At 45.7% G+C, this 22,023-nt stretch carries 21 protein-coding genes; 16 read left to right on the plus strand and 5 right to left on the minus strand.

Features of this window, described 5'->3' with window-relative positions:
• Positions 1-80 precede the first annotated feature (80 nt).
• From fabF to ptsG, 7 genes are all read left to right on the plus strand, one after another.
• Positions 81-1,319, plus strand: coding sequence for a beta-ketoacyl-ACP synthase II (fabF, locus tag LRP49_RS16360; RefSeq protein WP_274143380.1), 1,239 nt, complete (start codon positions 81-83; stop codon positions 1,317-1,319).
• A gap of 118 nt (positions 1,320-1,437) precedes the next feature.
• Positions 1,438-2,247: an aminodeoxychorismate lyase gene (gene pabC, locus LRP49_RS16365; RefSeq protein WP_274143381.1), complete on the plus strand. Its 810-nt coding sequence runs from the start codon at positions 1,438-1,440 to the stop codon at positions 2,245-2,247.
• On the plus strand, positions 2,244-3,257 hold the full coding sequence (gene mltG, locus LRP49_RS16370; protein ID WP_274143382.1) for an endolytic transglycosylase MltG: 1,014 nt from the start codon (positions 2,244-2,246) through the stop codon (positions 3,255-3,257). Before pabC ends, mltG begins: the two co-directional genes overlap by 4 nt.
• Positions 3,254-3,889: a dTMP kinase gene (gene tmk, locus LRP49_RS16375; protein ID WP_274143383.1), complete on the plus strand. Its 636-nt coding sequence runs from the start codon at positions 3,254-3,256 to the stop codon at positions 3,887-3,889. The genes mltG and tmk overlap by 4 nt, the downstream gene beginning before the upstream one ends.
• Positions 3,879-4,838: a DNA polymerase III subunit delta' gene (gene holB / locus LRP49_RS16380; protein WP_274143384.1), complete on the plus strand. Its 960-nt coding sequence runs from the start codon at positions 3,879-3,881 to the stop codon at positions 4,836-4,838. The genes tmk and holB overlap by 11 nt, the downstream gene beginning before the upstream one ends.
• 122 nt (positions 4,839-4,960) lie before the next feature.
• The gene (locus LRP49_RS16385) at positions 4,961-5,737 is read left to right on the plus strand and encodes a TatD family hydrolase (protein ID WP_274143385.1); all 777 of its coding nucleotides are present in this window, start codon (positions 4,961-4,963) and stop codon (positions 5,735-5,737) included.
• A 487-nt stretch (positions 5,738-6,224) separates the two neighbouring features.
• Positions 6,225-7,655 carry a PTS glucose transporter subunit IIBC gene (gene ptsG, locus LRP49_RS16390; RefSeq protein WP_274143386.1) on the plus strand — a complete coding sequence of 477 codons (1,431 nt, stop codon included), beginning with the start codon at positions 6,225-6,227 and terminating at the stop codon, positions 7,653-7,655.
• Positions 7,656-7,739: 84 nt separating this feature from the next.
• On the opposite strand, the gene LRP49_RS16395 is transcribed toward ptsG, so the two are convergent.
• Both LRP49_RS16395 and LRP49_RS16400 read right to left on the minus strand, forming a co-directional pair.
• Entirely contained in the window at positions 7,740-8,639 is a 900-nt protein-coding gene (locus LRP49_RS16395; protein WP_274143387.1) for a LysO family transporter, read from the minus strand.
• A 91-nt stretch (positions 8,640-8,730) separates the two neighbouring features.
• Complete coding sequence (locus LRP49_RS16400; protein WP_337992954.1) at positions 8,731-9,651, minus strand: HDOD domain-containing protein; 921 nt, start codon at positions 9,649-9,651, stop codon at positions 8,731-8,733.
• Between the two features lie 448 nt (positions 9,652-10,099).
• On the opposite strand from LRP49_RS16400, the gene LRP49_RS16405 reads away from it, so the two are divergent.
• The 4 genes from LRP49_RS16405 (at position 10,100) to LRP49_RS16420 (ending at position 12,746) form a co-directional block, all read left to right on the plus strand.
• Complete coding sequence (locus LRP49_RS16405; RefSeq protein ID WP_274143389.1) at positions 10,100-10,684, plus strand: TfoX/Sxy family DNA transformation protein; 585 nt, start codon at positions 10,100-10,102, stop codon at positions 10,682-10,684.
• 149 nt (positions 10,685-10,833) lie between these two features.
• Positions 10,834-11,739: a DNA-binding transcriptional regulator DsdC gene (gene dsdC, locus LRP49_RS16410; RefSeq protein WP_274143390.1), complete on the plus strand. Its 906-nt coding sequence runs from the start codon at positions 10,834-10,836 to the stop codon at positions 11,737-11,739.
• 146 nt (positions 11,740-11,885) lie between these two features.
• Positions 11,886-12,341, plus strand: coding sequence for a TetR/AcrR family transcriptional regulator (locus LRP49_RS16415; protein ID WP_274143391.1), 456 nt, complete (start codon positions 11,886-11,888; stop codon positions 12,339-12,341).
• A gap of 30 nt (positions 12,342-12,371) precedes the next feature.
• Positions 12,372-12,746: a hypothetical protein gene (locus LRP49_RS16420; RefSeq protein WP_274143392.1), complete on the plus strand. Its 375-nt coding sequence runs from the start codon at positions 12,372-12,374 to the stop codon at positions 12,744-12,746.
• A gap of 90 nt (positions 12,747-12,836) precedes the next feature.
• On the opposite strand, the gene LRP49_RS16425 is transcribed toward LRP49_RS16420, so the two are convergent.
• From LRP49_RS16425 to LRP49_RS16435, 3 genes are all read right to left on the minus strand, one after another.
• Positions 12,837-13,394: a porin family protein gene (locus LRP49_RS16425; RefSeq protein ID WP_274143393.1), complete on the minus strand. Its 558-nt coding sequence runs from the start codon at positions 13,392-13,394 to the stop codon at positions 12,837-12,839.
• A gap of 185 nt (positions 13,395-13,579) precedes the next feature.
• Positions 13,580-14,080 (minus strand): response regulator, encoded by a 501-nt coding sequence (locus tag LRP49_RS16430; protein ID WP_274143394.1) that lies wholly within the window; start codon positions 14,078-14,080, stop codon positions 13,580-13,582.
• Positions 14,077-16,032: an ATP-binding protein gene (locus LRP49_RS16435; RefSeq protein ID WP_274143395.1), complete on the minus strand. Its 1,956-nt coding sequence runs from the start codon at positions 16,030-16,032 to the stop codon at positions 14,077-14,079. The genes LRP49_RS16430 and LRP49_RS16435 overlap by 4 nt, the downstream gene beginning before the upstream one ends.
• Positions 16,033-16,204: 172 nt before the next feature.
• Between LRP49_RS16435 and LRP49_RS16440 the strand changes: the two genes are divergently transcribed.
• From LRP49_RS16440 to LRP49_RS16460, 5 genes are all read left to right on the plus strand, one after another.
• The gene (locus tag LRP49_RS16440) at positions 16,205-17,530 is read left to right on the plus strand and encodes a DUF945 family protein (RefSeq protein ID WP_274143396.1); all 1,326 of its coding nucleotides are present in this window, start codon (positions 16,205-16,207) and stop codon (positions 17,528-17,530) included.
• 297 nt (positions 17,531-17,827) lie between these two features.
• Positions 17,828-18,247 (plus strand): CBS domain-containing protein, encoded by a 420-nt coding sequence (locus LRP49_RS16445; RefSeq protein WP_274143397.1) that lies wholly within the window; start codon positions 17,828-17,830, stop codon positions 18,245-18,247.
• Positions 18,248-18,410: 163 nt separating this feature from the next.
• Positions 18,411-19,877: an MATE family efflux transporter gene (locus tag LRP49_RS16450; RefSeq protein WP_274143398.1), complete on the plus strand. Its 1,467-nt coding sequence runs from the start codon at positions 18,411-18,413 to the stop codon at positions 19,875-19,877.
• A 169-nt stretch (positions 19,878-20,046) separates the two neighbouring features.
• Positions 20,047-21,462 carry an SLC13 family permease gene (locus LRP49_RS16455; protein WP_274143399.1) on the plus strand — a complete coding sequence of 472 codons (1,416 nt, stop codon included), beginning with the start codon at positions 20,047-20,049 and terminating at the stop codon, positions 21,460-21,462.
• Between the two features lie 31 nt (positions 21,463-21,493).
• Positions 21,494-21,967: a response regulator gene (locus LRP49_RS16460; protein WP_274143400.1), complete on the plus strand. Its 474-nt coding sequence runs from the start codon at positions 21,494-21,496 to the stop codon at positions 21,965-21,967.
• The last annotated feature ends 56 nt before the right edge of the window (positions 21,968-22,023 follow it).

Here is a 22,023-nt window from a genome sequence, read left to right on the forward strand (position 1 = left end):
AGGCGGTCACCTTGACCGCCTGAGTTTTTTCTAATACCCCGTAATTTCGTAATATCACCTTTTCTCCGGAGAATATCATCGTGTCTAAGCGTCGTGTTGTTGTCACTGGCATGGGGATGTTATCGCCTGTAGGTAACACCGTTGAATCATCATGGAAAGCGTTGCTGGCTGGCCAAAGTGGCATCCAGACTATCAGCCATTTCGATACTGAAGGTTTCGCAACCAAGTTCGCTGGCCTAGTGAATGATTTCAATTGTGAAGATTACATCTCTAAGAAAGATGCTAAAAAAATGGATATCTTTATCCAGTATGGCATCGCAGCAAGTGTGCAAGCACTTGAAGATTCAGGTCTGGAGATCACTGAAGAAAATGCAGACCGCATTGGTGTAGCCATCGGTTCTGGTATTGGTGGACTTGGCCTAATTGAAGCTAACCACCGTGCGTTTGTCGAAAAAGGCCCACGCAAAATTAGCCCATTTTTTGTACCGTCGACCATTGTTAACATGATCGCCGGTCACGTTTCTATCAACTATGGTCTTCGTGGTCCAAACATTGCGATTTCGACCGCATGTACCACGGGCCTGCACAACATTGGCCATGCTGCACGTATGATTGCATACGGTGATGCAGATGCAATGGTTGCAGGTGGTGCAGAAAAAGCATCGACCGAATTGGGTATTGGCGGTTTCGCAGCAGCGAAAGCACTGTCTACCCGTAATGATGACCCTCAAGCAGCATCGCGTCCTTGGGACAAAGACCGTGACGGTTTTGTACTGGGTGACGGTGCGGGCATCATGATTCTGGAAGAGTACGAGCACGCAAAAGCACGCGGCGCGAAAATCTACTGTGAGCTGGTTGGCTTCGGTATGAGCGGTGACGCATACCACATGACTTCGCCTAGTGCAGACGGTTCAGGTGGCGCGCTAGCAATGAAAGCGGCAATGCGTGATGCAGGCATCGGCGGTGAAGAAATTGGGTACGTGAATGCACATGGTACCTCTACACCTGCTGGTGACGTTGCTGAAACCAAAGGTGTACGTCTTGCTCTGGGTGCAGCAGCAGATAACACCATGGTTTCTTCTACCAAATCAATGACTGGCCACTTGCTGGGTGCAGCAGGCTCTGTGGAAGCGATCATTACTGCCATGTCTCTGGTAGACCAAGCGGTTCCACCGACCATCAACTTGGATAACGTTGATGAAGGCTGTGATTTGGATTATGTACCTCACGAAGCTCGCCAAGTGAAAATGGAATACGCACTGTGTAACTCATTTGGTTTTGGTGGTACAAACGGTTCACTGATCTTTAAGAAAATCTAAGTTCATTTCCTAGCACAGCTTTTTGGCTGGCGAGGTTTATGGCTAACTTGGTTTTTTGATATATTAAGACGGCTCGGTATAACAATACCGAGCCGTTTTTTTTATCAGGGAAGAATGCATGATTCTGTTGAATGGCTTGCCAAACACACACATTGATATTGCAGACAGAGCACTGCAATACGGTGATGGTTGTTACACAACCATGTTAGTGCGAGGTGGTAAGGTGCACGCTCAGTCACTACATATGGCTCGTCTAATGTCTAATACTCAAGCGTTGGGTATCAAGGTGTCAAACTGGCCGGAAGTCGAATCTTGGGTTGAGCAGGTCGCACAGAGCACGGAATTAGACGAGAACGCTGTCGTCAAAGTCTTGGTGTCTCGAGGTGTTGGAGGGCGAGGCTATAGTCCATCAGGATGCACATCACCCAATATTATCGTTTCTTCTCACATCTATCCGACGTTTTACACTTCTTGGAAAGAGAAGGGTATCAAGACCGTTATATTGGGTTCTCAGCTGGGGCTGTCACCGCTTGCAGGCATTAAACATTTAAACCGTCTTGAACAGGTGTTGATCAAGCAAGAGGTCGATGACAGAGGTGCTGATGATGGGCTTGTGTGTGATTTGAACGGAAACCTGATTGAAACGTCAGCATCGAATATTTTTTGGCGAAAAGATCGAACCTTGTACACACCAGACCTTACGCTTTCTGGCGTAGAAGGTACAATGCGACGTCAGATTGTCGAGACCGCGCCGGATTGTGGCTATCAGGTTTTGATAGTGTCAGCAAAACCTGATGTGCTTTGGGATGCTGACGAAGTATTTATAACAAACGCAGTGATGGGCATTGTGCCAATTCGCTGTATAGAAAGAACAAACTACAGCAATTTTGATGCTTGTAGAGTACTTACTTTGAGGTTGAATGCGTGATTAAAAAACTTGCGCTGTTTATTTTGTTGTTAGCGCTAGCCGCAGCAGGAGGCGCTTACTGGGCCTACGGTCAAATCGAAGGCTATGTTGCGGGTCCCATCAATTCTGAAAGCGACACGCTGATTGTTGTTCCCGAAGGGGCAAATTACCATTCTTTCACGCGTAAGCTCGTTGCTGATAACGTCATTAATGCGTCTCCATGGACGCGTTGGGCTGCGAAGACGCACCCAGAAATGACTCAGCTAAAAGCGGGCACCTATTTGGTTGAGCCTGGCACGTCACTCTCTGACCTGTTTGCTTTGGTGAGAACAGGTAAGGAACACCAGTTCTCCATTACATTTGTGGAAGGCAGCACATTCAAGCAATGGCGAGAAGAGTTGGCCGCCAGTGATTACCTAGAGCATGATTCTAGCGGGTTATCAGAGAAACAAATTGCTGAAAAACTTGGGTTGAACGGCGATAAGATCGAAGGACTATTACTTCCTGAGACGTATCACTATGTCGCGGGTGAAAGTGACCTATCTGTCCTTAAACGCGCGAATACACAGTTGGAGCGAGCACTTAAAACGGCTTGGGGAAGTCGAGAAGAAGGGCTGCCGATTAAGTCTGAATACGAGCTGCTGACGCTCGCTTCAATTATTGAGAAGGAAACGGCCGTAGACGCTGAGAGAGAGAAAGTAGCCTCTGTCTTTGTAAACCGTCTCAACAAGCGTATGCGCCTTCAAACGGACCCGACTGTAATCTACGGCATGGGCGACAAATACGATGGAAATATTCGTAAGAAAGATTTGCGCACGCCGACGCCTTACAACACGTACGTGATTTCTGGTTTGCCACCAACGCCGATTGCGATGCCGGGCAAAGCGTCCATTTTGGCTGCAGCGAATCCTGCTGACACACCATATTTCTATTTTGTGGCAGATGGCCTCGGTGGCCATAAATTCTCTAAAACGCTGACGGAACATAACCGTGCAGTAAGACAGTATCTCAAAACATTAAGAAGCCAATGAATAACGGAAAATTTATCGTCGTAGAAGGGTTGGAAGGCGCAGGTAAAACCACCGCCATCCAAAATGTCATTCAAACCCTTAAAGCACACGGGATTTCAAATGTTGAGACAACCCGTGAGCCAGGTGGTACACCATTAGCGGAACAAATGCGCGCCTTAGTCAAAGAAGGGCACCCAGATGAGCCGCTTACAGATATGGCGGAACTGTTACTGCTTTATGCTGCGCGTATTCAGTTGGTTGATAATGTCATTAAACCGGCATTGTCACGCGGCGCATTTGTTGTCGGTGATCGCCACGACATGTCGTCACAAGCCTACCAAGGCGGTGGACGTGGATTTGATAAAGCATTGATGGCCAATCTACGTGACACGGTCTTGGGTGATTTCCGTCCAGACTTCACTTTGTATATGGATTTAGACCCTGCGATAGGGCTTTCTCGCGCAAAAGCGCGTGGAGAGTTGGATCGTATTGAAAAAATGCAGTTGGATTTCTTCCACCGTACACGTGAACGCTACCTAGAGTTAGCGAATGCAGATAAGAGTATCGTTATCATTGATGCATCTCAGACAATTGAGCAAGTGTCTGCGGATATCAAAGCAGCTTTGGAGAAATGGCTAAATCATGCTGGCTAAGGTTTATCCATGGCACAATGAAATTTGGCATAACTGGCAGCAATTGCTTGGTCAGGAGAGGCTTCATCATGCCGTTCTATTGAGTGCGCCGAAAGGAAGCGGAAAGCTTGAGCTTTCCGCTCTGCTGGCAAAAACCATACTTTGTAAAAACGGAACGACAGAGCCTTGTGGTACATGCCACAGTTGCCAATTGTTTGATGCGGACACACACCCAGATTTCCATTGGTTAAGACCTGAAGCGGAAGGCAAACAACTCGGTGTTGATGTTATCCGAGCGGGGAACAAGTATGCGTGGGAGACCTCCCAGCTTGGTGGTCAGCGCGTTATTCTGGTTCAAAATGCAGACCGAATGGGAGAGGCTGCAGCGAATGCACTTTTGAAAACGCTGGAAGAGCCGCCTGCTAATTGTCACTTCATCTTGTTAACAGAGTCTATGGACAGCATGCTACCAACGGTAGTTAGCCGCTGTAATAAGTGGAAGCCCAAGATGCCTGATGAGTTGGTAGCGAAGCGTTGGGTGGAGTCTGAATTGTTCGAATCCGTGCCTCTGCAGGTGATAAGAATCAATCGAGGGGCACCGCTTGCCGCCAAAGCGTTTATAGACAAAGGAAGTGCGAGCAAGCATGAAGCATTGCTCTCGGCTTTTACTAAGTACCTTACCGACAAACAAGGCATCTTCAATGTGACTGAGAGCATTGTGAAGTCAGATCGTGAGGGTCTGCAATGGCTAAGCTTTTTGTTGCTTGATGTATTGAAGATACAACAAGGAACCCATGAGGCACTTGTGCATTGTGACAGTGAAAAAACGCTTGTTTCACTGGCTGAGAAATTGCCGCAAGGTAAAGTGCTCCAGCAATTGATGGCGTTAAACAAGCTTAAAGCGGAGTTGACGAAGCACACAGGGCTGAATGGTGAATTGCTCATCAGCCGTTGGCTTAGCGACTTCTGATAGAGAGGCTCCGAGTCGGGGCCGCTCTTTTGCTAACATCTCTTTTTGACTCCCCTGCAAATTCTTTCTATTTCATTATATAATCCGCACCTTTCAAATAAGACCCAATCGGAGAAAGTGACGTGCTAGTAGACTCGCATTGCCACCTTGATAAACTCAACTACGACGATCTGCACACCGATGTTGCAGCTGTTGTCGATAATGCTAAGCAACGTGGCGTGGATTATCTGCTGTCAGTCGGCGTAACGCTGAAAAGCTTTCCTAAGATGATGGATATGATCCGTCCTTTCGATAATGTTTTCGCATCTTGTGGCGTACACCCGCTTGATATTGAAGAAGGGTTTGATTACGACACATTAAAAGAACTTGCTTCTGATGAGCGCGTTGTTGCCATCGGTGAAACAGGCCTTGATTACCACTATCAGCCGGAGTTAGCCGAGAAACAAAAAGATGCTTTCCGTCAGCATGTACGCTTGGCAGTAGAGCTTAACAAGCCGTTGATCATTCATACGAGAATGGCGCGCGAAGATACCCTGCAAATCTTGCGTGAAGAGAATGCGCAGAAAGTAGGGGGTGTTCTTCACTGCTTTACTGAAAGCTATGAAATGGCGGAAGCCGCTATTGAATTGGGCTTTTACATTTCGATTTCCGGTATTGTAACGTTCAACAAAGCCTCTGAGCTGAAAGACGTGGTTCGCCGCCTCCCTCTGGAGCGTTTGTTGGTGGAAACCGATTCACCGTATCTGGCTCCCGTGCCGTTTCGTGGTAAAGAGAACCAACCCGCTTATGTACGCGAAGTTGCTGACTATGTGGGATTGCTGAAAGGTGTTTCTGGTGATGAGGTGGCGAAAGTTACTACAGAGAACTTCTTCAATCTGTTTTCATCGGCGAAGAAATAACAAGAAACCGGGCTGCATAGCCCGGTTTTTTTACCTTCCACGTCATCCTTTCCCCCATTGCTTACAACCTGAATCTTCGTAACACAAAAAAGTCTGATACGTCCTGTTCTGTTACAAAGCAAAAACCAGCTGCCTAATAGTTTGATCTTCATCAAATTATTACGTAACCCACACGATGCAATAGCACTTATTTCGTTACATAAAAAAACAAAGGTGGCGCACATGTTGTCGCTTGTTGGAAAAACAAAAATTCTTCCGCCTCCTAATAATATTGCTTATAAAACAAAATCTTACGTAGTATCAAAAGTGCTATTAAGCACCTTTGCTATGTGATCTATATTTAGTTTCTGAACACTTAACACGTGTTACGTAGAGTCTCTGAAATCGCAGCCCTATATTACTCAGCGAATCACATTGTTTCTGGGTTGGCGAGAGCTCGTAATACCACTGAGTTCAAGCTCAACTCATCATTTTCAGGAGCAAATTTATGTTTAAGAACCTGTTTGCCAATGCGCAAAAAGTCGGTAAGGCGCTGATGCTGCCTGTATCGGTTTTGCCAGTAGCGGGTATCCTTCTTGGGGTAGGTGCTGCAAATTTTAGCTGGATGCCAGATGTTGTTTCTCACTTGATGGAACAAGCGGGCGGCTCTGTATTCGGTCAAATGCCATTGCTGTTTGCAATCGGTGTTGCACTTGGCTTTACGAACAATGACGGCGTTGCGGCACTTTCTGCAACCGTTGGTTACGGTATCATGGTCGCGACGCTGAAAGTCATGGCGGACGTGCACGGTGTTGCGGGTATCGACACGGGCGTACTGGGCGGTATCTTAGTCGGTGCGGTAGCAGGTTGGGCATTTAATCGCTTCTTCCGTATTCAGCTACCAGACTACCTAGGCTTCTTTGCTGGTAAGCGTTTTGTACCAATCATGACGGGTTTCTGTGCAATTGCGCTTGGTTTGGTTCTGTCTCTGATTTGGCCACCAATCGGTGCTGCAATCGCGACGTTCTCTGATTGGGCTGCTAACCAAAACCCTGTTGCTGCATTTGGTATCTACGGCGTTATTGAGCGTGCACTTATCCCATTCGGCCTGCACCACATCTGGAACGTACCATTCTTCTACGAAGCAGGTTCTTGTGTAAACAAAGCGGGTGAAGCAGCTAACGGCATCATGACGTGCTTCCTGACTGCAGACGATGCGTCTCGTGCAGCAGGTAATGGCTTCGGTCAGCTTGCAGGTGGTTACCTATTCAAGATGTTCGGTCTGCCAGCAGCAGCGTTCGCAATCTGGCACTCAGCGAAGCCTGAGAACCGCGCGAAAGTTGCAGGTATCATGATTTCAGCAGCACTGACTTCATTCCTGACAGGTATCACTGAACCAATCGAATTCGCATTCCTGTTCGTTGCTCCAGTGCTGTACGCAATCCACGCAGTGTTGGCAGGTCTGGCTTACGTTATCACTAACTCTTTGGGTATCGTTCACGGCCACACCTTCTCTAACGGTTTCATCGACTTCATTGTTCAGTCGCCAAACGCGCAAAACATGGGTCTGCTGGTTGTCATGGGTCTTATCTACGCGGCGATTTACTACGTAGTATTCCGCGTGGTTATCAAAGTGATGGATCTGAAAACGCCAGGTCGTGAAGACGATGAGCAAGAGGCAGTAGCAACTGGCGAAGCGTCTGACATGGCTAAAGATTTGGTAATGGCTTTCGGCGGCAAAGAAAACATCACGAATCTGGATGCTTGTATCACTCGTCTGCGCGTTGCGGTAGCAAGCGTTGATAAAGTAGACCAAGACAAACTGAAACAGCTAGGCGCAGCAGGTGTTGTTGTAGCGGGTGGCGGTGTTCAGGCTATCTTTGGTACTAAATCTGACAACCTTAAGTCAGATATGGATGAGTGGATCCGCAATAATTAATATCAACGAATAATCCCCCTATACGTTGAATCAAAAAGGAGAGCCTAAGCTCTCCTTTTCTTATTCGTACTTATACGATGTCGGTTACAAAGCAACGAAGAACAGCATCAGTATGGGTACCAGCAGACTTAGAATAAATCCGCTCACGATAGCGATTGGGACACAGCGAATACCGCCAGCAGTTTGAATAATCGGCAAAGTAAAGTCCATCGACGTCGCGCCACCATAACCAATCGCGGTTAAAGGATAGCGCCCAATGAGCAAAGGGATAAGCATGATAGCGACAAGCTCTCTTGCGAGTTCCAGCAAGAAAGACGCTCCTCCGTACACGGGACCTAATGCATCCCCCATCAAAATACCAGCCAGGGAATACCAACCGAAGCCAGATGCCATTGCTAAGCCGTAGTTGTATGGCAGATCCAGCATCCACGCAGCAATAAGCCCACCCATCCATGACGTCAGTATGATGGTCACGGCGATACTCAATCCTTTTTTATTCAACACGATTTGCTTTAGCGTCATACCGCTATTTCGTAGCTGGATACCGATAAGGAGCAATAGAACGAGTAAGATGCCCTCACTGGCAGGGTCAACCCAATCGAGAGATATGGGTAATACGAGTCCTGCTATCAAGCCACCAATCACAACGAAGACCAACTTCAATGATTCTTTTGCCATGGCAGAAAGTGGGATGTCTCTTTTGTGTTGCTCTGTCTTGGTTTTCATTACCAAATCAAGAATTGGCAGGGCCAGCAAGTTCATAGAACCGATACAAAGGAAGAAGGTGATGGCAAAAAGGAGGATTTGGTTCAAGTTGCTGGATAAATCGTCAAGCCCAGCGAGGCTTAATCCCATCAACCCAAGAATCACAAACACTAAGTGAGACGTAGAGCGATTGATTTTGTCGAGAAGTGCGGGGTTTTTTATTGGGACTAAGTAGCCGACAACCAAGGGGATAAAAATATATAACATGCCGGGTAGCATTGGCGTTGAACCTTATGGATAAAAAAATAAAATCGCGATGAGAGTATCAATCGCGATTCAATTTGGTCAATCAATGTTCGACAATTTCGCTTTAAAATCCGCAGTTATTTATGATGTCGTTAAGTTGATGACGGAAGTCCGACTCATTGAGGTTCGAGAGCTCATAAAGGGCTTCAGCTCCTGCCAGTGTGATTTCGACTTCATGTTCATCAATTTCTTCGTCGTTGGCTCTAAACATCAGCAGATGGTTAGCCATGCGAGCGATATCGAGATAAGTCACTTCTTCTTCAGAGCTTCGGACCCGTTTGTTGATGCTCACTTCTTCAAAATCTTCATCAAAGCCCCAACTTTCAAGAATAAAACGACTGGTTTCTTTGCTGAGGCTGAAAAATACGTGGCTGGCAATATCAAAGTCCAAGTAGTTCCCTTCGTTGGTGTATTGCTGATAAGCCTTAACGGCACTGTAAATGCCAATATCGGCTAATAGCCCAATGAGCAGTGCTTTTTCTACTTCTAGCCAATGATGCGATTCATCATATGACCTAACTTTCTGGCAAAGCAGTGCCATTGTTGACGCAAACTCGCGAGAGGAAATAGCACTCTTCTTCAAAATGGCATTACAGTCCACATCAAACGACGATTCGTTTTTGAGCATTTGGATAGCGTGAGCGGTAGAGATGCCGAGAACACGCTTAATGCCCAATCGAGAGACGGCCATATTGATATCTAGACATTTTCTATTTGTACGAGGGCTAAATACTGCAGAGTTTGCGGAGCGAATAACCGCAGCCGTTAGTGTTGCATCATCAAGCAACACGCCCGATACATCACGAATAGTCGTGTGAGGGTCATTGCAAACTCGCTGAAGTTTAACGACCACGTCCGGGATCGGAGGAAGAGCAAGCGTACCTTTTTTTACGGCGCGATAAATCCGTTCAAAAAAATCTGTTTCAATGGCTTTAAGGTACTTATTACGGTCAGGAGAGACCCAAAATAGCGAGAGGTGATCCATCATGAAAGGCCTGATATTAGTCTCGTTGAATAGTAAAGCCCTATGGCATTTAAAGAAATACATTTCCCCTTAATTTTGAACGAGAGACGCCAATTTTTATCAATGTGTCTAAATAACTTGTCACGCGATATTTCTGATACACCTATTAATAAACAAAACGCAAGTTTCACAGCAAATTGGCACGATTTTTTGAAGGAAATTAACGTTTGATGAGACAAATTAGTGCAAAAAAACGAAGGTGTTGCGAGTCCTAAGCGACATTTAACATGAGTGAAACATTAAAATTACACTAGTTTACCGTGACGCGTGTGGCGTTTTTGGTACGCCGTTCCGGCTTCGGTGATCTAGTGCATGGTTTTCTGTGCCCTAATACGTCATCATTATTTCGCGTTGAGAATTTAGAAGTTTTTGCCGAGGAATTGGCTTTTTGGGGAGAAAGGAGGCACCTGTGTTGGAAGTTAAAAGCGGCTTTGTCGATTACTTGTCTCAGTTTGGAGAGACAGAGAAGCGTTCAATGTTCGGTGGTACGGGCTTCTTTGTAAGCGGTGCTATGTTTGCACTGGTCAAAGAAGATCGAATTTACCTACGTGGCGGCGCTCAGCTCACAGATAAGTTAATTGAAAAAGAATGCAAAAAATTTGTACACGTTAAGAAAAGCTCTACTGCGATAGTTAACTACTACGACATTACCGAGTTGTATGATGGGGAGGATAACTGCCTAGATGCGATGGTAAAAAAGTCCGTAGAGAACTCTGTAGCAGAGAAAGAGTATCGCGACTCCAAGCTTAATAAGCGTCTACGTGATCTACCAAATCTTCGCTTAACCATTGAACGTATGCTTAAAAAAGCGGGTGTTGAAGATGTTGATACCTTCTTCTCCATGAGCCCTGAAGAGCTTTTCCGAAAAGTTCAGGAAGCACATGGATACGACGTGGACATCAAACTGCTTTGGATGTTCGCGGGTGCTCAAACGGGCATTCACTGGACACTGCTTAGCGAAGAAACGAAACAACAACTACTGCGCGCTATCTAAAAGAAACTTCATAAAATCGAAAGAGTCGCTATTGCGGCTCTTTTTCTTTTTGTGCAGAGTTAAAGGCTGCACTGCATGAAGTTGTTTGGGTATAAACGCAGTGCCTTTAGCATTGCCGCTTCCACTTTAAATCTACGTTGGCTTTCACCATGAAATTACCGCAATTGTCATCTTCTCTGTTAGCAGGGCTTCACTGCTTTTCCATTGTTGCTGAAACAATGAGTTTTACGAGAGCAGCGGAAGAGTTGCACCTCACACAAAGTGCGGTTAGTCATCGTATTAAGAAGCTAGAGCAAAGACTAAACATGTCATTGTTTGTGAGAAGGCCGAGGAACTTGACACTGACGAGTGAGGGAGAGCAACTCAAGCAGGTGGTTTCGGAGCAGTTTTCGAGTCTGAGTCTTAAATTATTGCAGCTCAACAACCATAAACCGTTCGGTGATCTCGTTATTTCTGCGCCACCTACTTATGCCCAACGTTGGTTGTTGCCAAGACTTCACGTGTTTGCAAAAGCCTATCCTGATGTCACTTTACATCTAAGAACCCGAAATGACTTGGTCGACTTTAAGGCAGAGGCTTTTGATTGTGCGATTTACTTTGGACACGGTAATTACAGTGGCTTAACCAGCCATCATATGATGGATGATGCGCTGATACCTGTATGTAGCCCAGAGTATGCTGATGAGCATGGGCTATACAATCAGCCGGAAAAGTTGGCTGATTGCCAACTACTTCATGATGCCGCGCCATGGGCAAGTGCCAGTATGAGTGACGAATGGCTATATTGGGCGAATGCAAATGGTATTTCCTTAGAAGGCCCCAATCATAGCTTTGATCGTGCAGATTTGGCGTTAGATGCGGCTGCGTCAGGGATGGGCGTTGCCATGGGACGAATGACGTACATTAAAGAGTTATTGGAGGCAGGAAAGCTGGTAACACCAATAGATAAGCCAGTTAAATCGCCATTTAGTTATTTTCTTGCATATAGAGAAGAGCAAGAGGGAAATGCGAAAATTATGGTTTTCAAAAATTGGCTATTTAGTCAGCTGCTTTAGTATGCCGAGCTGGCATTAATTCCTGAGTAACATTCCGATACATGTGAAAGTGTGATTTCTGCAAACAAAGGTAACATTATTGTTTTGTATATTCTCTCTGTGAGAGTATAAGATACAAGGTACTTTAAGAATAATATGACTGACCTATGGCGAAAAATACCAAAGAAGGCGCATTACAAACGGAACAACTCGTTTATCACACCATCGTAGATATTTTCATGGAAAGCGGTTGGGATGCGGTGACTTATGGGAGCATTGCGAAAAGGACGGGGCTAAGTCGCAGCGGGATACAACGCATTGTTCCAACCAAGGAATCAATGATTACCGCGTTTCAGGGCCAGGTATTTAGCTACGTGACCAATATGATAGACGGTGCCTCAAATGAGAGCATTAGGCAATCTTGGCACGCTGCGTTATTGGACGCCCAGTTTGCAAATTGTATTCGTTACTTTATTGGTGCTATTGGCTCTGATGAAGAGGGGCGTCATAAAGCTGCTCTGGGATTTCAGAGGCTTTGTTCATTATATGGTGAGCAGCTTGTTATCGAATTAATTGGAATTTCCGTGGCACATTTTCTTGGTGCTAAATTAAAAGATGTTTAATAGGTTCGACCGTAAACAAGGACGTTAATAATGGTACAGACAAATTTGAAATTGATTGCCGTTGTTGGAATGGCTTTAGCCGTTGCGTCATGTGCCATCAAACAGCCCGAGACAACGGATGTCTATATCCCTAAGGGAGCAATACAGTGTGAAACGCAAGGCATGACGCTATCAGAAAGTACACAGCGTTTGGCTTCGGTAGGGGTGACGTCTGTTTCTGCGCAGTGCGCTGAAATAACAGGTGTAATGCACAGTGCTGTGTGTGGTGGTCAAACGGGAGAGATTATCGTCCATACCATCGCGACAAAAGAAGTGTTGCTTGCGGAGCAGGCCGGTTACAAGGGCGTGAAGGCGTTACAATCGACGGGAAATGACACGGGCTATATTGCTATCGAATGTAAATAGCGGTGCTGCGTCGACACCCATTCAGCTAACGGTGACAACATTGTGTGGCGTTGGTTGTAAAAATAAAGGCCTCTTTCGAGGCCTGTATTTTTAGTATTTGAAACGTGTGGTGAACATGAACTGGTCACCATAGATCTCGTTAAAGCGGATCTGAGAACCAATTGCGAACAATTCGGTTGCGTGGAAACGCGCGTAAACAGAACCAAATACATCGTCATCTTCATGAATTGACAGGTGACCAATCTCACCGCCCACCTCAAGTTGTGGACCAAGCCACTGACGCACACCGATATTCACTTCTACACCAAACTCAGTGTCGTGATTGTAAAGGCCTGGGTTTCTGACTGTGCGCAAACCAACTTCACCATAAATATCGGCCCAGTTGTTTACAGGTGCATGAAAACCAATTGCAGCCGTTGCGTCATAATCTGATTCGAACTCACTATCAATTTCTGCGCGAATGTGTGCATTTGGGTGAATGGATGTGCTAAAGCCTGCACCATAAGTCACAGGGCTTACGCCTACTCGTGCTTCAAAGTAGTCGTAGCTAAAGTTACTCATGGAAAAATCTTGGGCTGAAGCAGCAGCCGAGAATGCAGCAGAAGAAGCAGCTGCCAGAAAAATACCAGCAATCTTGGTTTTGCGCATGGGAGTTCTCGTGGTGAATATAAAAAGTTACCGTATTTTAATAGATTTGGCTTTTGCGAAACAACATCATAGCCCCCGAATTAGGGGTCTATGATGTCAAAATATCGCAAAAATTGGTCAAACAGTGAGCGGGGTCTTTAGTTTGCTATCAAATTACTCAATGACACGATAATAAATCGTGGAGTTTAAGCATCAGAAAAGCTCAATCTATTGTCGCTGATTGCCTGCATAATACGTTCAGCGTCCAGTATACTGACCCATGGAAGTAAGTTGCTATCATGCTCAATAACGAATGATGTTAATTGGTCTCTGACCACTTGCTGTAAATTTTCTCCGCTCCAAGGCTTAGAAATAAAATAGTCCAAGCTATTATTATTTACTGCCTGAACCGTTTCTTCTAACCCAGCCTGACCGGTTAAAAGTACTTTCTTGGCGCGAGATGTTAATTCATCTCTATTGAGTGCAATGAGAAAATCCACGCCAAGATCGTCGGGCATAATATGGTCACAAAGTACGAGAGCCAATGTTACGTCTTCCGATGCTGCATCAGCCAGAATGTCTTTCGCTTCGGCTACGGACTCAGCGGCCTCAATAACGAAATGCTCCTCAAGTTCATCCAAATCATTTAAGACGCTATCCAATACGTCTCTTTCATCATCAACACAAAGAATTAAATATTTACTCATTTGCCCTCCATGGACGGCGTGATAATGGGAGAATAGGGGAGAGTGACAACCATTTCGGTGAATGCGCCCGCGGACGAGCTTACGTCGATTATCCCGCCATGCTGCTCGACAATTTGCCTACTGACGGATAAACCAATACCTAAACCGAAGTGTCCCTCTCTTTTGGTTGTGTAATTCAGCTCGAAAATTTTGTTTTTGATCGATTCTGGAATGCCACTGCCGTTGTCACGAATACTAATTTTCACCGCTTTTCGGCTTCGTAGAACGGTTTCTCGTGTTTTAACGACAATTTCGCCATCAGGCCCAATGGCGTCTAAGGCATTCGAAACTAAATTTGTCCAAACTTGCTGTAGTGCAATGGGCATGCATCGGATAGGGCGTAAATCGCCATAATCTTTCACTAATTGGATGCGTTTTAGCTGGTTCTCGAACATCACCAAGGTATCTTCAATGCCTTCGTGAATATCGACTTCCAACATGGTTTCATCGTCTTGGCGCGCATAGGTTTTTAAGCTTTTAACCATGTCAGCGATGCGGCGAGCACAAACATTCGTAGAACGCAGTAAACTACCCGCCTGATAGAACATGTCCCATTGATTTAGCGTTGATGAGAATGTGCTATCTAGCTTCTTCATCCATTGCTTAATATCTTCTGGCTGAGATAGGCCCATGTTTACAGCTTTGCGGGCGAGATTCCGATTGCCGATGATCGGTTCGATAGTTTTAGCAAACGAGCGGGCATCTGCTGTGGACATTGGGCGAGAAAGCAACGCATCTGCCATGATTTCATTGGCTTTTTCTCTTGCCATTGGGCTGAGTTCCATATTGATCAGCTCGCCAATGTTATCTTTCAATGTATCACTGTTGCGGATAATGGCCGCGACCGGGTTATTTAGTTCGTGGGCAACACCCGCGACCAGTTGACCAAGCATCGCCATCTTTTCTTTTTCAATGAGCTGCTTATGGGCAAGTTCAAGTGAATGAAGCGTTTGCTGCAATTTCACTTCGGTATTAATGCTGCGCTTCAAACGGCGGTTAAAATGACGTAATAAGTAGCTGGTGAAAAGCGGAAGTAAGTCGTTTCTTGCTTGCATTACCTGTGAGAACAAAGCGCGATTCAGCTTAATAACTTTGGTGGGTTCTAGTGTGATACCAGTAGAAAATGACACATCTCCAGTAACAAAAGACATGCCACCAATAAGGCTGCCTTGGCCGAGTCTTGCAACCTCGTGTGAGACACCAGTTTCATCACGTTTTAGTAGGGCAACTTGTCCTTCTACGACAAACCAAAGGAATGAGTTCGCTGTTCCTTCATGTGTTAGCAGATGATCTTCGCTATAGGTGAGGCAGACGTGTTTGTCATTGCCTTCGTCAAAATGTTCGTACAGGCCTGCAATCAGTTGTTGAGCGAGTTCTTCATCAGAAATACCCAGTGCTGACTCAATGAAGCCATTTCGGTAGCTAGCCAGTTTGTTTTCAATGTGTGCTTCGAGTAACTTTTTCTGATCAAGCATTCCGCAAAAACGCAAAAGGTCGTCGTTGCTATATCTGAGCACAAACTGGGTGAGTTCTTTGCGAGCTGCCAGTGTGAGATCGCCAGCATTCCAAGGGCGCGTCAAACAGTGATTTAACCGCCCTTCGTTCACGGCCTGCATGATCACTTCAATGTTAGGCTGGTTGTTAAGAAGTACGGTTCTTGCGCCAACGGAAGCAGGGTGGTTATCAACATTGATTAATAAGCTAATGCCTTGATCTTCGCCCATAGAATGATCAGAAATAAACAGTGCGACACGGCGACCTGTCGACGCGAGGCTTTCCAATATTTCTTGCGCAGCATGGGTTGTGCTGGCGCAGATGACATCAAACATGCTGGCAAATGGCGCAAGCTCTTTTTCTAGCAGTTCAAGTACGGCAGGGTCATCATCGAGACACAAGATGACGTTTGAATTCATAAGGCTACCAAAAACACTATTTTTTATGAGTGTATCCGTTTCGTCGTCGCTAAGCTGAGAAGGACGCTGCAATCTGACACATATCTTAAATAATCCACGGCTTGCCGTGGGTATCAATGTCGCTTTGGTTTACACTGGTGCGAGACAAATGCCGGATAAAACGGGGAAAACAATGATTTTTGGAAAATACGCGGCTATCGGTGGTGCAGTTTCACTGGCTTTGCTTTGGCCATTTGCATCCGGGCACGTGGGCGAATCTGTATATGAAAGAGAAGTACAAAGCCTCGAGTCCCCTTATGCTTCGGTCGAAAAAGTGTCTTATGACCGAGGGTACTTATCTTCTCACGTTAAAACCTTGGTAACGCTGAAAGGTACAGTTAAAGAAGACTTTGAAGCGGAAGGCTTACCAACAACGTACACCTTTGATTCTAACGTTGACCATGGTTTTTTAAGCATTAGCACCACGACAACGTTAGAAATGACGCCTGAAATCGAGAAATTTGCAGCATTGCTCTGGCCGACGGGTGAATCACCGTTCGAAGTAAGAAGTGAAACATCGGTATTGGGTGATACGCAATACAGTGCCGAACTAAGAGCAATCAAAGCGAGCGATGATGACTTCTCCTTTACCACAACACCGTTGGCGGTTTCCGGCACAGTAGATAAAGACGGTAACAATGTCTTCTCGATGAGCTGGCCTTCGGTTGATATGGCTGGCCAGCAGTCGGGAGAGAAACTGTCTATCAAAGATATGACGGGCTCGGGTTCCGGTTATATGCATGACGGTGAAATATGGATCGGAAAGCAAACGTTTAATGCGGCATCTATGTTGTTTGACGATGCGCTAGGCTCTGTGACTACCTTAAATAACGTTACCGCAGACGTCAGTAATGAATTATCAGTAGAATCAGCGGATAAAGGTACCGGTGCTGAAGAGCAAGAAGGACGCCGTCTAGATAACAAGAACTTGTTCACTATTGGCAAAGTTGAAGTGTCAGATGAGTTTGCTGTTGATAACTTCAAATTTGGTGTGAGCTTCAATGATCTGGATTACAACTCGATGCTGTCATTGAGTGACATTGCAAACTCGATGGGTAGCGAGCCGACCGAACAAGAAATGGCACTTTTGGTCTCTGCGTTAGATACGTTGGTTGAACGCGGTTTAGGGCTTGAAATTCAGCCGCTGGAGTTAGATGCCTCTGAAGGCCATGTGGATGCTAGCTTCGATTTGACGCTTGCTCCGGGAACAGTCAACGCGACTCAAGATATTGGCGCGATGATCAATAAGCTAACGGGCAACTTAAACATTACCGTTCCAACTGCTTACGTGGAAGGTGCGCCTCAATTGGCACCTATGCTCAAAAACTTAGAAGAGTATGGTTTTGTGAGCCAAGGTGAAGAGGGCGTTAAACTTAGCGCAAAAATTGAAGGTGAAGAAGCCGTGTCACCGAGTGGTGAACGCATGCCACTTGGCTTCCTTATGATGATGTTCATGTAATTGAAGTCGCTTAATTTAAAAAGCCAGCCCGACTAATGTGGCTGGCTTTTTTTATGGATTTTGCCCTAATAAAGGTGAGCATGTTGCAAATATGTTTCCGCATTTGTGACAAGACATAAATTTGTTCAGGTATTACCTAGTAATTTTTCTAACATGTTCGACACTGTAGAGTAAGACCCAAAGATATCCAAATTTAGAGCTGCGCTTGTCGACATGACGTTTTGAGATGGTTTGGGGATATGGGTACAGAGATTTATTCCCTGTTTCTAATAATGTTTCAACACACAAGGGGGATGCATGGAATCTATCAAAGTTGGTGATTACATGAACAAACGGCCCGTGACCTTCAAGGCATCAATGACTTTGTCTGTGGCTCTGGAAAAAATGTTAAATGCGCATCAAACAGGGGGCCCTGTTATTGATGAGAATAACCATGTGGTTGGTTTCCTGTCAGAGCAGGACATGATTCATAAACTACTGAAAGTGGGTTATTACTGCCAAGACACAAATACAGTGGGTGATTGTATGCACAAAGAAGTGGCAGCAGTGACTCGCGACGACAGTGTTATCAAGCTCGCTGAAGAAATGTTACCTGGAAAACCAAAGGTTTACCCTGTCATTGATGAGAATGAACGCCTTGTTGGTGTGATATCTCGCCGTGATATTCTTAGGGCAATTGCCGCTCAAATCGACGATTGTTTCCTACACCCCGTCTAACATCTTCAAAATTTTCGAACGAGATAAGTTAAAAAAGGTGCTTGAGGCACCTTTTTTTCGTGTCATTATGGTAACTGTCGTTCGACCATCAAATATATTCTAATGAGTGCAACCGCCACTCTATGCATGACCAGAATTACTCAAACTACAATCAGGAAGTAGCATGCCTCAGCAACAACAAGCGAAGTTTTTAACTGGCTCCATCATGCGCCATATTGCTGTAATGTCGTCATCGGGTGCCGTGGGCTTAATGGCTTTGTTCACTGTTGATTTGGCTGACATGTTTTTCATCAGTTTACTTGGTCAGGTGGAGCTCGCCGCTGCTATTGGTTTTGCTGGAACCATCGTCTTTTTTTCTACGTCTGTATCCATAGGTACCGCGATAGCAATGGGCGCGTTAGTTAGTCGTGCAATAGGGGCTGGCAAGCGAGAAGAGGCAAAAGCAATCACCGGCAGTGTGATGATCTTCTCTGGGATTGTGAGTTTACTAACCGTATTTACGATTCTGTTTTTTCTCGATCCTATCTTGTCGATGATTGGTGCTGAAGGCATCACTGCAGATAAAGCCAAAAGCTTCTTAATGATTCTATTGCCTAGTGCGCCATTAATGGCGATGGGCATGGCGGGTGGTGCGGCATTGAGAGGTGTTGGTGACGCCAAGCGTTCAATGTCAGCAACGCTTGCTGCTGGCGCGGCCAATGCCGTTTTGGACCCTATCTTCATTTTTGCACTTTCAATGGGAATTGAAGGTGCAGCAATCGCGTCGATGTTGTCTCGATTTGTTTTGTTTGGTGTGGCGTTTCATGCCGTTCGTTACAAGCATGATCTTATCTCCCTGCCGAGTTTTGACGACTTAAAGCGTCATTTTCGCGCTATCACACACATTGCCTTGCCCGCGATTATTACCAATACAGCAACGCCAATCGGGAATGCAATTGTTACGGCTCAAATTGCGAAGTTTGGGGATGACTTCGTTGCAGGGTATGCCGTTATTGGTCGTTTGTTACCGGTATCCTTCGCATTGATTTTCTCCCTGTCAGGGGCCGTTGGACCGATTTTAGGGCAAAACTTTGGTGCCGAAAGGTTCGACAGAGTGCGTCGTACGCTGAGCGATTCTATTAAGTTTGTCACGGCGTATTGTTTGGTCGTGGCAATCATTCTCTATTTTTCTCAAGACCTCATCAGTGATGCCTTTAGCTTGAATGGCGATGCGACAGCGATGGTTTCACTTTTCTGTACTTATTTAGCGGTAACCTTTGTTTTTAACGGTGCGTTGTTTGTGTCCAATGCTGCGTTTAACAATCTAAACCGTCCGACGTGGTCAACGGTACTAAACGTGGGCAAAGCGACGGTAGGTACTATTCCTTTCGTTTATATTGGCGGTCACGTAGCGGGTGCTGAAGGCGTATTGATTGGGCAGGCTGTTGGTTCGATCATTTTTGGTATCGCAGGTTACATTTTGGTGAAACGACTAATCAAGAAACTGGCAACGGATCAAGAACACAAACTTTATGCGACACCCGTTGAGCCTACCGTGCCAGTGTCCGCTTTTACGAGTTGCCGTGAAGTGATGGTCGATGATGGTGAAGAGTTGCTTGAAGACGTCATGAAAGAGCGCAAGTCGCGTTAACCCAATTTGTCACGGAGAGGTTGAGCTAAAAACATCACGGCCTACTTGAATAGTTTTCGCTCCATTTTATTGATCTAATTCAGTAAAGGTCACGCACAATAGGCGCAAAATAATCCCGTTGTCCATGAATGGTGGACGTTTTTTTAGCTTTAAGGGATTACAAGCGATTATGCGCATTCAAGCGAAATATATTCTGCCTATATTGGTTCCCCTGGTTGTACTGCTACTGCCAGCATCTGCCTTTCCTTTTGAAACGATCACCGTTATGCAGCAGCGCGCAATTGCCCTGTTTTTGCTAGCCGCGTTGTGCTGGGTATTAGAACCAATGCCTATCTATGCAACCTCAGTTGTTGTGATTGTTCTCGAGCTCCTGTTCTTATCTGATAAAGGAATAATCTGGTTTAGAACGGACGCGAACACACCAGAATTCGGTAATTTGCTCCATTACACGGACATCATGTCAACCTTTGCCAGTCCAATTATCATGCTGTTCTTGGGTGGATTCTTCTTGGCGATGGCTGCCACGAAATACCGACTGGATGTCAACTTAGCGAGGGTGCTACTCAAACCGTTTGGCCAAAAACCAACAATGGTCATGGCGGGCCTCATGCTAATTACCGCTGTTTTCTCCATGTTTATGTCGAATACTGCGACGACTGCAATGATGCTCGCGATTTTGACACCCATTCTGGCGGTATTTAAGCCGAACGATCCGGGAAAAATTGCTTTCGCACTTTCGATTCCAGTCGCGGCCAACATTGGAGGTATTGGTACTCCCATCGGCACGCCACCAAACGCCATTGCGTTGAAGTATCTGACTGGCGAAAACATCATTACCTTTGGCGAGTGGATGGCATTTGCTGTGCCGTTTGTTGTTGTCATGCTGGTATTGGCGTGGGTGTTGTTGGCCGTTATGTTCAAGTCTAACGAAACCGCCATTTCGCTTGATATCAAAGGAAAGTTCCTAAAAACGCCGAAGGCTTATACGGTCTATGCGACATTCACTATAACCGTACTTCTTTGGTTAATGGGTTCTTCTCATGGGATGAACTCTTACACCGTCGCGTTGATTCCCGTCGCCGTGTTCTCTATGACAGGCATTATCAACAAAGAAGACCTGAAGAAAATTTCATGGGACGTGCTCTGGCTGGTTTCAGGTGGTTTCGCACTGGGTCTTGCGTTGGATAAAACCGGTCTTGCTCAGTTGTTGGTGCACAGCATCCCATTTGAAAACTATGCACCGGAAATCGTACTTATTGGTGCTGCAGCACTTTGCTTGTTGATGGCGAACTTTATGTCACACACAGCAACGGCGAACTTACTGATGCCAATTATGGCGGCATTGGGTGTTTCAATGACATCGCTAACACCGTTGGGTGGAGAGACCACCTTGATTCTGGTCGTCACGTTCGCAGCGTCTTTGGGTATGTCATTGCCAATCAGTACGCCACCGAATGCACTGGCTCATGCTACGGGTCATGTTACCAGTAACCAAATGGCGAAAGTGGGCGTAATCATCGGGGTTGTTGGTGTGGCACTGAGTTTTGTGATGGTCTGGATTCTTCGACTCGTGAACTTCTTGTAACGTGAAGCAAAGTAATTAACAGGGGATAGAGATGGAAAAGGTAAACATTATCTGCGTTGATGACCAACGCGAAGTGCTCAGTGCCGTATTAAAGGATCTTACACCCCTTTCTGGCACCTTCCATATCGAAGATTGTGAATCTGCCGATGAAGCGTTAGCGTTGATGGATGATTTGGATGCAGATGGCGAGTTCATTGCGCTAGTCATTTCAGACCATGTCATGCCGGAAAAAACCGGTGTTGAACTGCTTAGCGAAATAGCCTTAGATCCACGTTTTCGCTATACCCGTAAAGTGCTTTTAACGGGACAGGCTACGCACTCTGATACCATTGAGGCTATCAACAATGCGTCGATTGAGCGTTACTTTGAAAAGCCATGGCAGGCCGACGCGCTAATCGATGCGGCGAGAAAGCTCGTTACGCAGTTCATTTTTGACAAAGGTTTGGACTATCGTGACTATCAAGAAGCATTGGATACCCAAGTAATACTGGATCGCCTAAAGTAAAAGACACCAAAACATTAAATTACGTCTTGACCTTGGAGGTAACTCCAAGGTTTAGA

It is taken from the genome of Enterovibrio qingdaonensis, from assembly GCF_028683135.1.
In the GTDB taxonomy this organism is placed as follows: domain Bacteria; phylum Pseudomonadota; class Gammaproteobacteria; order Enterobacterales; family Vibrionaceae; genus Enterovibrio; species Enterovibrio qingdaonensis.